The 15,175-nt window shown below is 40.8% G+C and carries 12 protein-coding genes; 11 read left to right on the top strand and 1 reads right to left on the bottom strand.

Features of this window, described 5'->3' with window-relative positions; all coding sequences use genetic code 11:
• The first annotated feature begins 2 nt into the window (after positions 1-2).
• The 4 genes from ACOSVQ_RS07970 to ACOSVQ_RS07985 all read left to right on the top strand — a co-directional run bounded on the left by ACOSVQ_RS07970 (position 3) and on the right by ACOSVQ_RS07985 (position 4,648).
• The gene (locus tag ACOSVQ_RS07970; protein ID WP_491982013.1) at positions 3-725 is read left to right on the top strand and encodes an ABC transporter ATP-binding protein; all 723 of its coding nucleotides are present in this window, start codon (positions 3-5) and stop codon (positions 723-725) included.
• A 2-nt stretch (positions 726-727) separates the two neighbouring features.
• Positions 728-1,456, top strand: coding sequence for an aspartate/glutamate racemase family protein (locus ACOSVQ_RS07975; protein WP_491982014.1), 729 nt, complete (start codon positions 728-730; stop codon positions 1,454-1,456).
• Between the two features lie 379 nt (positions 1,457-1,835).
• Positions 1,836-3,278 carry an NCS1 family nucleobase:cation symporter-1 gene (locus ACOSVQ_RS07980; protein ID WP_491982015.1) on the top strand — a complete coding sequence of 481 codons (1,443 nt, stop codon included), beginning with the start codon at positions 1,836-1,838 and terminating at the stop codon, positions 3,276-3,278.
• 140 nt (positions 3,279-3,418) lie between these two features.
• Positions 3,419-4,648, top strand: a complete 1,230-nt coding sequence (locus ACOSVQ_RS07985; protein WP_491982016.1) for a pyridoxal-phosphate-dependent aminotransferase family protein — start codon at positions 3,419-3,421, stop codon at positions 4,646-4,648.
• Positions 4,649-4,774: 126 nt separating this feature from the next.
• On the opposite strand, the gene ACOSVQ_RS07990 is transcribed toward ACOSVQ_RS07985, so the two are convergent.
• On the bottom strand, positions 4,775-5,668 hold the full coding sequence (locus tag ACOSVQ_RS07990) for a LysR family transcriptional regulator (RefSeq protein ID WP_491982017.1): 894 nt from the start codon (positions 5,666-5,668) through the stop codon (positions 4,775-4,777).
• A gap of 117 nt (positions 5,669-5,785) precedes the next feature.
• Between ACOSVQ_RS07990 and ACOSVQ_RS07995 the strand changes: the two genes are divergently transcribed.
• The 7 genes from ACOSVQ_RS07995 (at position 5,786) to ACOSVQ_RS08025 (ending at position 15,087) form a co-directional block, all read left to right on the top strand.
• Positions 5,786-6,655 carry an aldo/keto reductase gene (locus ACOSVQ_RS07995; protein WP_491982018.1) on the top strand — a complete coding sequence of 290 codons (870 nt, stop codon included), beginning with the start codon at positions 5,786-5,788 and terminating at the stop codon, positions 6,653-6,655.
• Positions 6,656-6,988: 333 nt separating this feature from the next.
• The gene (locus tag ACOSVQ_RS08000) at positions 6,989-8,170 is read left to right on the top strand and encodes an NAD(P)-dependent alcohol dehydrogenase (protein WP_491982019.1); all 1,182 of its coding nucleotides are present in this window, start codon (positions 6,989-6,991) and stop codon (positions 8,168-8,170) included.
• Between the two features lie 114 nt (positions 8,171-8,284).
• Complete coding sequence (locus tag ACOSVQ_RS08005) at positions 8,285-8,728, top strand: cytochrome P460 family protein (protein WP_491982020.1); 444 nt, start codon at positions 8,285-8,287, stop codon at positions 8,726-8,728.
• Between the two features lie 816 nt (positions 8,729-9,544).
• On the top strand, positions 9,545-10,957 hold the full coding sequence (locus ACOSVQ_RS08010) for a PTS transporter subunit EIIC (protein WP_491982021.1): 1,413 nt from the start codon (positions 9,545-9,547) through the stop codon (positions 10,955-10,957).
• Positions 10,958-11,031: 74 nt separating this feature from the next.
• Entirely contained in the window at positions 11,032-11,382 is a 351-nt protein-coding gene (locus tag ACOSVQ_RS08015; protein WP_491982022.1) for a DOPA 4,5-dioxygenase family protein, read from the top strand.
• 412 nt (positions 11,383-11,794) lie between these two features.
• Positions 11,795-13,654, top strand: a complete 1,860-nt coding sequence (locus ACOSVQ_RS08020; protein WP_491982023.1) for a beta-glucoside-specific PTS transporter subunit IIABC — start codon at positions 11,795-11,797, stop codon at positions 13,652-13,654.
• A gap of 38 nt (positions 13,655-13,692) precedes the next feature.
• Positions 13,693-15,087, top strand: a complete 1,395-nt coding sequence (locus ACOSVQ_RS08025) for a glycoside hydrolase family 1 protein (protein ID WP_491982024.1) — start codon at positions 13,693-13,695, stop codon at positions 15,085-15,087.
• The last annotated feature ends 88 nt before the right edge of the window (positions 15,088-15,175 follow it).

The raw sequence follows: 15,175 nt of genomic DNA on the forward strand, positions 1-15,175 counted from the left end.
TGATGAATGAAATATTGAAACTCGATAATGTCGAACTTTACTATGATCATGTCTATGCGCTCAAAGGTGTTTCAATCAATTTGAATGAAGGTGAAACCGTAGCTCTTATCGGTGCTAATGGGGCTGGCAAATCTTCAATACTTAGAGCGGTCACTGGACTATCAAAAATCAAGTCTGGCGAAATCTACTATCAGGGTGAGCGCTTAGATGGCGTACCTGCCAACCAAATCGTCGGACGTGGTATTGCCATGGTTCCAGAAGGTAGACGTGTATTTCCATACATGTCTATAAAGGATAACTTGTTGATGGGTGCGTTTTCACGTACGGATAAAGCTGGGATTACACAAACACTTGAAAGTGTTTTGGAACGTTTTCCTCGATTGCGTGAACGTTACCATCAGCAGGCAGGAACACTGTCCGGAGGCGAACAGCAAATGATGGTGATTGGGCGTGCCTTAATGGCGAACCCAAAGGTTTTGTTACTCGATGAACCGAGTTTAGGTATAGCGCCTAAATTGGTACAAGAAATAGCTCGTTCAATTGTTGCGATTTCAAGGGATCAGAAAGTCAGCGTTTTGCTTGTAGAACAAAATAGCCGTATGGCTATGTCAATATCAAATCGTACTTATGCATTATCAACCGGAAATATCGTGTTAGAAGGGCGCTCTAAAGATTTAATGGATGATAAACGTATTAAAGAAGCCTATTTGGGTGGAGATATATAAGAATGAGAATATTAGTAGTAAACCCTAATACCACAGCCAGCATGACGGAAAAAGCATGTATCGCAGCACGACAAGTTGCGTCAGCTGGCACCGAGATTGTTGCGGTCACCTCGAAGTATGGACCAGCATCAATAGAAGGGTACTACGATGAGGCAATGGCAGTGCCGGGTATGCTTGACGCGATACAGTCAGAAAAAGATTTTGACGCCGTAGTTATCGCTTGTTTTGATGACACTGGTTTAGATGCTGCTCGTTGTTTGACGGATAAACCAGTGATAGGAATCGGAGAAGCGGCTTATCGCGTTGCGGCGATGCTTTCCAATAAGTTCAGTGTTGTAACAACGCTCGGTCGGTCTGTACCTGCGTTGGAGCATAACTTGATGCGATATGGAATGGAAAGGCAGTGCATTCGCGTTCGTTCTTCTGAAATTCCTGTACTTGAACTTGAATGCGAAGGTTCAGATGCAATTTCTAGAATTGCACTTGAAATAAAGAAAGCCATTGAAGAAGACAGAGCAGAAGCCATTGTTTTAGGGTGCGCAGGAATGGTGGATCTTGCGGATAAACTGTCTTCACTGTTTTCCATTCCGGTACTGGATGGCGTGACTTGTGCGGTTTCTTTGTGTGAGAGCTTAGTTCGATTAAAAGCAAAAACAACTCGCCAAGGCGGGTATGCTCCGCCACCTAGTGAGAAGTTGAGAACGATAAATCAGATGTTTAGTAATCTATAAATTCCATAAAACAAAAAAACCGACCATCAATGGGTCGGTTTTTGTTTATGTAGACTACCTAGCTATGGATCGTGGTTTGATCTTGCGAGGAGTCGGTCATCGTGCTCTAAGCATCTCTTTGATTCATCTTATTTACGGATATCTAAAGCAATTTTGCAATGTATACAATTTTCTTATACACATCCTTTCTTCTATTGTATTTCAGACCAAGTTGGTTTGTTTTTGTGCACTAATGTGGTGATTTCCTAACAATATTAGTGCGCCACTAGGCTATTTACTACAAGGTTTTTACTGATAAATCCAATGTAATCAAACGCTTTGTATATTGGCACGGTAATTGTATTTGTTATTGTATACAATCTACATGGAAGCGTAAGTTATGGAAAAGGGATTAGTGGCGAGCTCTAGGCTCATTAACTCAGATTTGAAACCAGAAAAGAATCAAAATTGGGGCTGGTATAGTATTTTCGCATTCTGGATGTCAGACGTTCACAGTGTTGGGGGCTATGTATTTGCCGCGAGTTTGTTTGCGCTTGGTCTAAATGGATTACAAGTGTTTGTCAGTTTGTTACTTGGTATTTCTATTGTATTAGTGTTTGCCAACCTTATGGGCAAACCAGGACAAAAAGCAGGTGTTCCTTTTCCTGTTGTCGCTAGAATGTCATTCGGTGTATTTGGTGCAAATATACCAGCTGTTATTCGTGGTCTTATTGCTGTTGTTTGGTATGGAATTCAAACTTATCTAGCTTCAAGTTCATTTATTATTTTGTTGCTATTCTTCTTTCCGTCAATGGCCTCTTTAGCCGATGAGTCGTTTATTGGTTTGTCCTATTTGGGTTGGGTTGGATTCACTTCAATGTGGGTCCTCCAAGGCATTGTATTCATGTTCGGTATTGAGATGATTCGTAAAGTCATCGATTGGTCTGGTCCTGCCATTTATGTTGCTATGTTTGCTTTATGTATATATATGGTGAATTTAGCTGGGTGGGATAACATTAGCTTCAGCTTAAGCGAAAATACACTAAGTGGTTGGGATGTCGTTATTCAAATGGCTATCGCAGTTGCATTAGTCGCGGGCTATTTTGCTGGTCCAACTCTGAATTTCAGTGACTTTTCTCGTTACTGTACCAGCTATAAAGATCTAAAAATCGGCAACATACTAGGCTTACCTTTGAACTTTATTCTGTTCTCGGTATTTAGTGTTGTCATCGTATCGGCATCAATACCAGTATTTGGTGAAATGATTACAGATCCAGTTGAAACAGTAAAACGCTTGGACTCAGGTATGATCACTGTTCTTGGGGCTCTAACATTTATATTCGCCACTGTTGGTATCAACATTGTTGCTAACTTTGTTGCCCCTGCTTTTGATTTCTCCAATGTTGCTCCACAAAAGATAGGTTTTAAAACTGGAGGTTTTATTGCCGCTTTTGGTTCCATCTTACTAACACCTTGGAATCTATTTAATAACCCTGAAGTGATTCACTATACCGTTGATGTGCTCGCAGCGATGATTGGTCCTCTGTATGGCATCATTATTGTGGATTACTTTTTGATTAAAAAAGGCGAGATTGACCTAGATTCACTGTATACCGAGTCGCCTAAGGGTAAATACTGGTATGAGAATGGTGTGAATAAGAAGAGTGTTTACGCGCTAGTTGTTGCCGGTCTTATTGCTATATTCGCTACCTTCGTTTTCAGTGCCTTAGCTAACTATGCTCTGTTCATCGGTGGTATTAGTGCCGCGCTCATCTATCGCTATCTGATGGAAGGTGAACGAGCGTCCCTAGTGAACTACAAAATGGTGGTAAAGCCAGAGTAGTCTGAGCTGGATATAACCTCATTTTCGAGTGTGTCTGATTAATCAATATCATTGTAGGAGTGTTCAAACTCCTACAAAAATTTCTAATGACGCTACACATACTTTTCGTAGCGAAGAATATCTTTATTTGGAGAGAATAAATGAATCCTGATGCCCTTTTTGAAATCCTTAATCCGCCACAACGTATGCTAATGGGGCCAGGGCCAATAAACGCTTATCCACGTGTTCACCAGGCAATTTCTCAAGCCTTAATTGGTCAATATGATCCGGTAATGACGGGGTATATGAATCAAGTTCAAAGTCTATATCGAGGCGTATTTGAAACCACAAATGAGCAGACATTCTTAATCGATGGAACTGCTAGAGCGGGAATAGAAGCTGTTTTGGTTTCTTTACTGCAACCCGGAGATAAAGTACTGATTCCGGTTATTGGCCGTTTTGGACACTTGTTATGTGAAATTGCTCAGCGAGTTGGTGCCAATATTCGCACTATAGATATTGAATGGGGAGAAGTCTGCCAACCTGAACAAGTTGAAGCGGAGATTAAGGCGTTTCGACCTAAGCTTGTTGCAACAGTGCAAGGCGATACATCAACGACGATGAATCAGCCGCTTGCTGAAATTGGTGAGATATGTGCTCGTCATGATGTGCTGTTCTACTGTGATGCAACCGCTTCTATTGCTGGTAATGATTTATTTGTTGATAAGTGGCATATTGATGCTGTATCTGCAGGTCTACAGAAATGTTTGGGAGGTCCTTCTGGTTCTGCTCCTTTAACATTGAGTGAAAAAGCAGTTGAAGTGATTAATCGCCGCAAACATGTTGAAGCAGGCATACGCTCAGAGCATCACGAAACGGGAGTAGATTCGATCATTCAATCCAACTATTTTGATTTGGCAATGGTAATGGACTATTGGGGCTCTGAGCGTCTTAATCACCATACAGAAGCAACCAGCATGCTTTATGCTGCTCGAGAATGTGCTCGTATTTTCTTAGAAGAGGGAAGTCAGGCCGTAATCAAACGTCATGAGATAGCGGGTAATGCTATGGCGACGGGTCTTAAAGTTATGGGACTTAAGCTGTTTGGAAACCAAGACTATAAGATGAACAACGTCGTTGGGGTTTATATTCCTGAAATGGTTGATGGTGATACCGTTCGTAAAGAACTTTTGGTTCGATTTGGTATTGAAATCGGCACTTCATTTGGACCTTTACATGGAAAAATTTGGCGAATTGGAACTATGGGATATAACGCTCGTCAGGAGTGTGTTTTAGCTACTTTAGCTGCACTAGAAGCGATACTTATTAAACACGGCGCTCCAATTATCAGTGGGCAAGGGGTAGTTGCTGCAATGGAAATGTATATCTAGCTCTTGAACATGAGTTTTGATTCAAACATATCTGCACCTCAATCTCTAAACTAGCCATGTTTCAACTGAAAGGTATTTAGGAATATGGCTAATTCAAATTTTTGGCTGAGCTCAGACTAGAGAGTTTCACGACGTGTACTTGAGTTCTTCTAGTAGGAGCTGAAAGGCCATTCTGTGCTGTCGGCGGTGGGGATAGTAGAGATGCAAGCCAGGACTAGGCAGACACCAATCTTCCAAAACAGCGACTAGTGTTCCTGCTTTTAATTGTTGTTCAACTAAATCTTCAGGTAAATACGCGAAGCCAAAACCAGAGAGGACCGCTTCTAATATTTGGGTTGATGAGTTAAAGGTGAACTGACCATCCACTTTTAGCTTTACCTCTTTGTTACCTTTCTCAAGCTCCCATGCGTAAATTGTACCGCTGCCATTGAGTCTCATATTTATGCATTGATGCGTTAAAAGATCGTTTGGTTTGCTCGGTATCGTTTTGCCAGTTAAGTACTCACTGGAACAGACAACGAGAAAGCGGACGTCAGGAGAGATACGTACCGCAATCATATCTTTAGCCACTTGATCACCGGACCGGACGCCTGCGTCAAATCGTTCATTCACTACATCTGTTAAACGATTTTCAATGTTTAATTCAATATGTATGTCTGGGTATTTTTGAGCAAATTTGGCTAGTTTCGGCCACAGTATTACCTGTGCTGCGTAGTCTGACGAGGATATGCGAATGTCCCCTTTTGCTTGATGGTATTCCTCCTTCAACTCTTGGAGTTCGTATTCCATTTGATTAAAGCGAGGTTCAAGAATCTTAAAGAGCTTTTCGCCTGCATCCGAAAGAGAGACGCTGCGTGTTGTTCTGTTGAAAAGTCGCAGCTCCATTTTTTCTTCCAGTGATTTTATTGAATGACTCAGTGCGGAAGGGGATAAACCAAGACGAGCTGCTGCTTTGGTAAAACTTTTTTCTTGCGCTAACACTACAAATAGAGAAAAACGATCTATGTTTTCTTCTAGCATACCTTTGTAACCTTATTAATGAATTTCGTGCACAAGTCTATTGGGATTTTACATACTAATTTGGCGTATGTCTTTCATTTACAATTGGGTCTTTAACCCTGACGGAGATCTCCTGAAATGGAATATACAGCATTAAGTAATAACATTAAGATGCCGATGGAAGGCTTTGGTGTCTTTCAAGTAACAGATAAAGAAGAATGTAAACAGTCGGTACTTAGTGCTATCCGTACGGGCTACCGCCTTATTGATACAGCAGCCGTTTATGGCAACGAAGACGCTGTTGGTGAAGCAGTGCGTGAAGCCATCGCTGAAGGCTTGTGTACTCGTGAAGAGCTATTCATCACTTCAAAGCTATGGGTTCAGGATATGGCTAACTATGAGATGGCTCAAACTGCGATTGATGCTTCTCTAGAAAAGTCGGGCTTGGAATATTTTGACCTCTATCTACTACATCAAGCAATGAGAGATTACTTTAGCGCTTGGCGTGCGTTGGAGGATGCGTATGAAGCTGGAAAACTTAAAGCGATTGGTGTTTCTAACTTTTATGCTCATGTTCTAGCAAACTTCTGTGAAACAGTAAGAATCAAACCTATGGTGAATCAGGTTGAGTTGCATCCCTATTTTGCTCAGCCTGAAGCATTAGAGACAATGAAACACTATAACGTTCAGCCAGAAGCATGGGCTCCACTTGGCGGCGGTCGATACAAGCCATTTGAAGACGAAATGCTTCAAGGTATTGCTAATACTCACGGTAAATCGGAAGCTCAAGTAATTCTACGTTGGAACGTGCAACGCGGCGTTACTGTAATTCCAAAATCAACGCGTTTAAATCGTATCGAGGAAAATTTCGCGATCTGGGATTTCGCCCTGACTGACGAAGAAATGCAAAAAATTAATAGTCTAGATATGGGTTATGTAGGCGAGGCTGTTAAGCACTTTAACCCTCAATTTGTTCGTGGCTGCCTTGGTGTGAAAATCCACGAATAAAATGTTTTGCTAATTCATACCTAACACAATGTTCAGCCTGTAACACGAGTGTGTAGATGTTAGGTATATAAAAAGACCTCTTTTAGACAAGAGGTCTTTTTTTATCTTCGATAAGTATATTAAGTACATTATTTGCTTCAACACTTCTCATTTGCTTGCTCAAAACCTTGGACGAGTGAGCAAGAATTCGAAATAAATAGGCAACAGTAATTGATTCAAGCTCCCATAAGATAGCTAAGTGAACTTTGTTCGCCGCTTCGCCATGTAAACAATGGCAAGGCTGGTAGTAATGTAAATAGGGTTAATAAAGGCTTTACAAAAGGAGTTTTGCAAATGGAAGAAAACAAAACTAACGGTCGTCGTGACTTCCTGAAAAAAACTGTTTTAGCAACGGCGGGTGTTGCGTTGGCGGGCAGAGCTGCGTTGCAGTCTTCGAGCGTGAGTGCTGAAGAGCTAAGCAAAAGTATTAAAAGCAGAGGTCTTGCTGCTTTTGATGAATCAGGTGAGCTACGTCAGTGGGAGTTTGAAAGACGTGCTCTCGGCGACAACGATGTTCTTATCGAAGTGAAGTACAGTGGTATTTGCCACTCTGACATTCACCAAGAGATGGGACACTGGGGACCGCAGAAATACCCGCAAGTTCCGGGGCATGAGATCGCTGGAATCGTCACTGCTGTAGGCAAAAACGTTACCAAGTTTAAGGTTGGTGATAAAGCTGGCGTTGGTTGTATGGTCGACAGTTGTATGGAGTGTGCTAGCTGTACTAGCGGAGAGGAACACCTATGCGACCGCGGTCAGACTGTGTGGACCTACGGTTATCCAGATGCGACTTCACCTACTGGTATTACCCAGGGCGGCTATACCAACAATCTAGTTGTTCGCGATCACTTCGCAATTCATATTCCAGATAGCATTGATTTACAACATGCAGCGCCACTGCTATGTGCAGGTGTTACGACATATTCACCTCTTATCAAGGCGGACTTTAAAGCTGGTGATAAAGTAGCTGTCGCTGGTATTGGTGGGCTAGGGCACATTGCGGTGAAACTTGCTGCTTCAAAAGGTGCGGAAGTTTACGCATTTACCACTTCACCTTCGAAAGTCGATGACATCAAGGCATTTGGTGCTAAAGAAGTCATTGTTGTCGATAACCTAAGTAAACTAACGCCATATAACGGAATGATGGATTACGTGATTTCTACTATCCCATATGATTTCGAAGTGGCCGCTTATGCTAGCCTTGCAAAGCCATACCATCAGTTCACTCAGGTTGGGATGCCAATAGGTGGCAAGTTAACCGTCAATAACTTTGTAATGATTCGAAATAGAGTCAATATCAATGGTTCATTGATTGGCAGCATTGCTGAAACTCAATATGTGATGAACTACTGTGCCGAAAACAAAATTTACCCACAGATTCAACTGATTGATGCTTCAAAAGTGAATGATGCTTGGAAGAGCGTAGTGAATAAAGAAGCGCGTTATCGCTATGTCATAGACTCATCGACAATTTAAAAGCCATAAGCCTCAACCATTAAGACAGTTGAGGCTTTGTTTCAATACAAAGATAGATTTCATGTCTAAGTAGTTAAGTGATTGAACCAAATTAGCGATTTCGGAGTGATGACGATGACAAAATATTTGAAGAAAACGTTCTTATGTGGCGGACTATGTGTCTACACATGTGCCTGGGCTGGTGGTGATTTAGTTCAGTTTCCGGAAAATTTTTCTGATGGGGTTCTCTATACAACTGAATACAGAGGAAATATCCGAGAAGACATTTACGTGAATCAAGAAGCTTTTAAAGCTGTAAACAGCGGATTATCACTGCCAAGTGGCACTGTTATTACCCTTGTAGACTATCGAGATGATCAACTTTATCGTTATGTAGTGATGGAAAAAAGATCGGGTTGGGGGAGTGAGTATTCTGCGGAACAGCGTAATGGTGAGTGGGAATATCAAGCGTTTAATCTTGACCGGACGGTAAACGAAAACTTATCACGTTGTTTTTCATGCCATAAATCTCAAGCAGATAACGATTTCGTGTTTACATTGAATAAAATGAAAAAATAATATTGTCAAATTAGGTGCAATAATAAAGGCTCTAGCATTGTTGCTTTTTGTATTTATATTTTCTGATATCCTTATTATTAATAGAGGTTTATTTAAACTCGAATAAGAAAAAAGATTAACGGACTACCACATTGATGGTTGCATATGCAGTTCGGTCAAGCTTCTCAGTCAGATGTTATAGAATTCGTGTATTGTGATTAAATATTGGCCAAGTTGCTAATCGGCGTGGTCTACCTAGCCTGCCTTGTTTGAATTCCCCACCCCTAAGCTATCGCTTCCTCATTAACCCAAAAGTTCAGTGAACCACGATTTTTAACTACCTCCAGTTGGTTGTTTTGTAAGGAGGTTTAGGCATTAGGCGACGATGAATGGATGTAGCCGATAAGATCGTAACTTAATGATTTAGTGCCATCGATTTAAGCAACGCAGTCTCCTTAAGCTACAGATTGAACATTATTCTGTAAGCGATTAACTCTGAATGTTTTTAAAATGTGCTTTTCTTACCGCTAATTTCGTCAATGATATTTGCAACATTCGACATATCTTTGCTTTGAAAAACGCACCACTATTGGTCAAGAGCACAACTTAAAATAATGTTACCTACCATCCGCTCTAGGTTAGATAAGCAAATCTTGTATAGGTGGAGTATGAACATGTATTTACAGGGGAATTACGCTAGTAAGTTGTGAAAAGTCTGTGGTTGTTCGTGTATTTAAAATTAATTTTAATTATCCCTAAGTAGACATTTTACGGCTGAAGATTGTTTTTCTAAAAAGTAATAATTATTAATGACTTATTTTGTAATTTGGAGAGTGTATGAAATTTGATTTATTAGCCAAAGAAATCATAGATAGCGTTGGTGGTAAGGATAATATTTCCAATTTGATTCATTGCGCTACTCGTTTACGTTTTAATTTAAATAATGTTAAGAAGGCCGACCAGAAAAAATTAAAATCCAACCCAGGAATTATGACTGTAGTAGCAAGTGGTGGGCAATTTCAGATCGTAATCGGTAATGATGTTGGCTTTGTTTATAAAGAAATCTGTGAATTAATCAATTTGGATGACAATCAATCGACTTCTGAAGAAACAAATCAAAACAAAAAAGCTTCTAGTATTCTAAATACTCTCATCGACGCTATTTCAGGTATTTTTTCACCTTTGTTAGGGGTTCTTGCCGCTTCGGGTATTATCAAGGGGCTATTGGCTTTGTTTGTCGCACTAAGTTGGATTGACCCAGCAAGTGGAACACATCTGCTTATGAATTCAGCCGGAGATGCATTGTTTTATTACTTTCCTGTTATTTTAGGATACACATCGGCGAAAAAATTTGGTGGTAGTGTTTTTGTCAGCATGGCAATTGGTGGTGCTCTGATTCACCCTTCAGTAGCTTCAATGTTTTCTATCGGTCAAGATACTACGGGCGATGCTAGTACCTTTTTAGGCATTCCGATTACGTTTATCAACTACGGAGGTTCAGTCTTACCGATTATTTTTTCATCGTGGTTGAGCTGTTATTTAGAGAAAAGATTAAATAGAGTTTTCCCTTCTTCAGTGCGTCCATTCTTTGTGCCTGTGCTGTGTTTAGTTACTGTTATTCCATTTACTTTCCTATTGATTGGTCCTCTGGCAACAGGGTTAGGCAACTTCCTTGCACATTCTTACCTTACCATTTACTCCGCAGCCCCTGCTGTTGCGGGTGCTGCGATGGGCGGATTATGGCAAGTATTTGTAATGTTTGGTTTGCACTGGGGCTTTGTTCCGCTTGCTATCAATAACTTTGCGACTTTGGGTTTTGATTCGATGACTCCATTATTGCTGCCAGCGGTATTGGGACAAACGGGGGCAGCATTAGGTATATTTTTATATTCACGTGATGCAAAACAGAAAATGATGGCAGGCTCAGCTGTAACTGCTGGTATCTTTGGGATAACAGAGCCCGCAGTATACGGTTTGAACCTACCGGCAAGGATACCATTCGTGTTGGGTTGTATCGGTGGTGCGTTTGGTGGAGCTATTGTGGCTTTGAGCCAAACAGCCTCATATTCCTTTGGTATCGCAAGTGTATTTACTTTTACTCAAGTTATTCCTTCTACGGGTTTCGATAGTACGGTATTTGGGTTAATGACAGGTAGTGTAGTCGCAATATTATTTTCTGCGTCTTCAACCTATTTTTATGGTTTGAGAAAAGCACGAGTATCGAAAGTGAAAGCGAATAATTTGAGCTAAATTTGTTCGTCGGGTTGTTTAATTGATGCTAACGTTTTGGTATGGCAAATAAACATAATTAATGTGGGGTCATAGTGAAAAACATACCGCGTCCGGTGAATTCGCATCGTGCATATCATGCTCATGTCTATTTTGAGCAAGAGACTTTAGATTTCGCTTCTAACCTTTGCCATAAAGCTGGTGAGTTGTTTCCAGTTAAAGTGGGGCGGGTGCATGAAAAATTGGTGGGGCCACACTCTAAATGGAGTTGCCAAATTAAGTTTACCTCTAAGGATTTCGACCAGTTAGTGCCGTGGTTAGAAGAGAATAGACTAGGGTTAAGTGTGTTGGTTCATGCGTTATCTGGCGATGAATTGGAAGACCACACTATATATGCGTACTGGCTTGGCGATCCAGTACCCTTAGATCTGTCTGAGTTTCATTAAGGCTTAACTAATACCTCTAAGTAAGAAGTTCATAAAGTGATGGGCTTCTTGCTTCGCGTTTCTAGCTTCTTTCTACAATACCTCTACGCCTGTTCTCTATCGGGTCTGATTCCTTTCGTTGATTATCTCAATCAATTAGTTTGAACTACTTCATAAAAACAATCTCTATAATCCTCGATAAAATATCTCTTGGGTCATTTTCTATTCGGCTTTAAGTCAGGTTTTTATAAATAAAATTCATATTTTTCAGTTAGATAATTTTTATTCGTTCTAGAACAGATGACCTCTATGCCTTAAAGGCATGGTTATTTATTGTTTTTAAGTATTAGATGTGCCTAAAGAGCATTGATAAGATTTTCCCCATAATAAACAAACTGTATAAGCGTCTAAGAGACTTATATCGGAGTATAAAATGAGCGATAAATACAACGCTTTAATTGTGGAACTTATAAAGGGAATTGGTGGTGAATCTAATATTCAAGATTTAAACCATTGCCAAACAAGATTGAGATTTGTACTGAAAGATTATGATGCAGCGGACCTGAAACGGATCGGCTCTATCGCAGGTGTCATCAGTGTTGTTGTTAGTGGTGGGCAGTGCCAAGTTGTTATTGGGACCCATGTTAAGGATGTTTTCGATGAACTGAATGAAAAGTTAAAGTTGACGAACGAATCTGCTCAGCCGGTCGAACATGCGAATGTACTTAGCCGGATTATAGATTTTGTCTCAGGTACGTTCAGCCCAATTATTCCGGCGATTGCTGGTGCTGGTATGGTTAAGGCGTTATTGGCATTGCTACTTATGTTTGGTGTGGTAAGCCGTGAAGAGCAGTCATATTACCTTATCAACATGATGTCTGATGCTGTGTTTTACTTTCTGCCAATACTCTTAGCGTTCTCTGCTGCGCAAAAGATGAAGTGCAGCCCTTTAATTGCTGCAGTGTTAGGTGGGATATTACTTCATCCTAGCTTTGTCGCTCTAAAAACTGCTGGAGATCCAGTTGAAATTTTTAGTTTACCAATTCGTATGGTGAGCTATGGATCGTCGGTGATTCCAATTTTACTTATTGTTTGGTTGCAATCTGTAGTTGAAGGATTCCTCAATAAGCGTATTCCTAATTCGATAAAAATCGTATTTGTACCAATGTTAACGATTTTTATCGTAGGTATAGCAGGCTTAACCGTGTTAGGACCGTTAGGCGCTTATATTGGCGACTATATCGTTATCGCCTTTAACGCTATGCAGTCTTACGGTAGTTGGATGATTGTATTTGCTATGGCAACGTTATGGCCGATTCTCGTTATGTTTGGCATCCATCATAGTATTGTGCCACTTTCATTGACTCAAATAACCACAATGGGTGTGGAAAATATTATTGGTCCAGGAGCCTTGTTAGCCAACATAGCTCACGGTGTTGCAGCACTTGTTGTTAGCAGAAGAGTTAAAGATTCAAAAACAAAACAGATTGCGAACTCTGGTGGCATTACCGCGTTAATGGGTATCACTGAACCAGCACTATACGGCATCAACATTCCGAAAAAATATCCATTAGTGACAGGAATGATTGGCGCAGCGTGTGGTGGATTGTATGCGGGTTTCGGCGACGTCTATCGTTATGCAACAGGCGCGTCAGGTATCCCAGCCATTCCTTTATATATCGGTGAAAATGTTTGGAACCTATATAACATTCTCATAGCCCTAGCGATTACTGTTGTTGTTACAGCTGTTTTGACCTACCTCGCTTCGTTGCGTTACGAAAAAGATGCAGCGCTAGATGAAACGGATACTGAAGTTGTGTCTTTCAGAGAAGAGATGGTTCTAACACCAATGAAGGGAAAAGTGATCCCGCTTTCCACTGTCAAAGACGAAGTATTTGCATCTGAGGCTTTGGGTAAAGGAATTGCTATCGAACCTACAGAAGGCAAAGTCGTCGCTCCATTCAATGGTAAGGTTGTGTCAATTCTTCCTTCTAAGCACGCCGTGTGTCTAGAATCTGACAACGGTACAGAACTACTAATACACGTGGGTATCGATACTGTTTCCCTTAAAGGTGAGCATTTTGAAGCGTATGTCTCTGAAGGTGACAGAGTAACAGTAGGGCAGACGTTGATTACCTGTGATCTAGAAGCCATCGCCTCCCATGGTTTATCTCTGCAGACTCCGGTGATCGTCACCAACCTGAATGATGGCTCTCATATCGACTGTTTAATCAAGGAGCAGTCCGAAACGAATATTAGTGATGAGCTTATATTCGTGAATCAAAGTCAGTAAATGCCATTTTTGTGAATTTTTAGGTAAGGATAATATTAATGTTTTATAAGCAGTTAAGACCATTTCCAAAGAACTTTTTGTGGGGAGCTTCAACGTCAGCCTTTCAGGTTGAAGGTGCTGCGAATATCGATGGTAAAGGTCCTTCCGTACAAGATCACTTGGGTGCACGTCATCCAGATATTACAGATTTTAGTGTCGCAAGTGACCACTATCATAGATATAAAGAAGACGTGAAGCTATTTGCGGAAATGGGGTTAAAAGCCTATCGCTTTTCTGTTGCTTGGGCACGAGTATTACCAAAAGGACGAGGTGAGGTTAATGAAAAGGGTGTTGAGTTTTATAGCAACTTAATTGACCAGCTGTTGAAGTACAATATTGAACCTATTTTAACTCTGTACCATTTCGACTTGCCTCAAGCATTGGAAGAAGAAGGTGGGTGGAGTAATCGGAATACGATTGAGGCATTTGTAGAGTTTTCCAAATTGGTTTTTGAACGCTACGGAGATCGAGTTAAGTACTTCCTTACTATTAATGAACAAAACGTCATCATTTTGCATGGCAATGCTATTGGCAACAAAGTCTCATCTAAGAAGGAAGCGTACCAGCAAGCTCACCATATGTTTTTGGCTCAGGCACGAGCAATGAAACTTTGCCATGACATGCTAAAGACAGCAAAAATTGGTCCAGCTCCAAATATTATTTCGGTATATCCTGAAACTTGTAACCCTGAAGATGTTATTGCTGCAGATAACTGGATGGCGATCCGCTGCTGGCTATATCTAGATATGGCGTATCACGGTGAATATAACAGTTTGGTTTGGGCCTATTTGTGTGACAGAGGCTATGAACCAACTTTTGAAGAAGGTGATGCAGAAATACTGAAAGCAGGAGCGTGTCCGGATTTCATTTCAATCAACTATTACGCAACTATGACGGTTGCAGCAGCGAAAAATGATGGAACTGACGTGACTTTGCGAGAGGGCGACCAACAGATCACCTATGGTGAAGAAGGTGTTTATCGTGCTGCGGTTAACAAACATATCGGCAAAACTGAATACAGCTGGTTCATCGATCCTGTTGGATTTAGAACAACTTTACGAGCTGTATGGGATAAGTATCGATTGCCAATAATGATTTCTGAGAACGGGCTGGGGCAGGGTGATAAGTTAGTGAATGGAGAAGTTAACGATCAGTATCGAATTGACTATCTCCAACTGCATATCGATCAAATGCAATTAGCTATTAATGATGGCGTTGAAATTTTCTCTTATTGTCCATGGGCTGCTTTAGATTTGGTCAGCACTCATCAAGGGTACGGTAAGCGATATGGTTTTATCTACATAGACAGAGAAGAGTTTGACCTTAAAGAATTGGCTAGAATCCCGAAAAAGAGCTACTACTGGTATCGAGATTTGATCAAATCAACATCATAGTTTATTGATTGTCATCGGTCATGACAGGTAGCCTGCATGTGAATACGTGCAGGCTATTTTTTACTATTATTATTGCAAGCTATTTGAA

This window comes from Vibrio sp. HM8-C, assembly GCF_058630515.1.

What these genes read in the sequence shown, in the direction of transcription:
- ACOSVQ_RS07970 (WP_491982013.1), top strand. Translation starts at nt 3, where the DNA reads ATGAATGAAATATTGAAACTCGATAATGTCGAACTTTACTATGATCAT.
- ACOSVQ_RS07975 (WP_491982014.1), top strand. Translation starts at nt 728, where the DNA reads ATGAGAATATTAGTAGTAAACCCTAATACCACAGCCAGCATGACGGAA.
- ACOSVQ_RS07980 (WP_491982015.1), top strand. Translation starts at nt 1,836, where the DNA reads ATGGAAAAGGGATTAGTGGCGAGCTCTAGGCTCATTAACTCAGATTTG.
- ACOSVQ_RS07985 (WP_491982016.1), top strand. Translation starts at nt 3,419, where the DNA reads ATGAATCCTGATGCCCTTTTTGAAATCCTTAATCCGCCACAACGTATG.
- ACOSVQ_RS07990 (WP_491982017.1), bottom strand. Translation starts at nt 5,668, where the DNA reads ATGCTAGAAGAAAACATAGATCGTTTTTCTCTATTTGTAGTGTTAGCG.
- ACOSVQ_RS07995 (WP_491982018.1), top strand. Translation starts at nt 5,786, where the DNA reads ATGGAATATACAGCATTAAGTAATAACATTAAGATGCCGATGGAAGGC.
- ACOSVQ_RS08000 (WP_491982019.1), top strand. Translation starts at nt 6,989, where the DNA reads ATGGAAGAAAACAAAACTAACGGTCGTCGTGACTTCCTGAAAAAAACT.
- ACOSVQ_RS08005 (WP_491982020.1), top strand. Translation starts at nt 8,285, where the DNA reads ATGACAAAATATTTGAAGAAAACGTTCTTATGTGGCGGACTATGTGTC.
- ACOSVQ_RS08010 (WP_491982021.1), top strand. Translation starts at nt 9,545, where the DNA reads ATGAAATTTGATTTATTAGCCAAAGAAATCATAGATAGCGTTGGTGGT.
- ACOSVQ_RS08020 (WP_491982023.1), top strand. Translation starts at nt 11,795, where the DNA reads ATGAGCGATAAATACAACGCTTTAATTGTGGAACTTATAAAGGGAATT.
- ACOSVQ_RS08025 (WP_491982024.1), top strand. Translation starts at nt 13,693, where the DNA reads ATGTTTTATAAGCAGTTAAGACCATTTCCAAAGAACTTTTTGTGGGGA.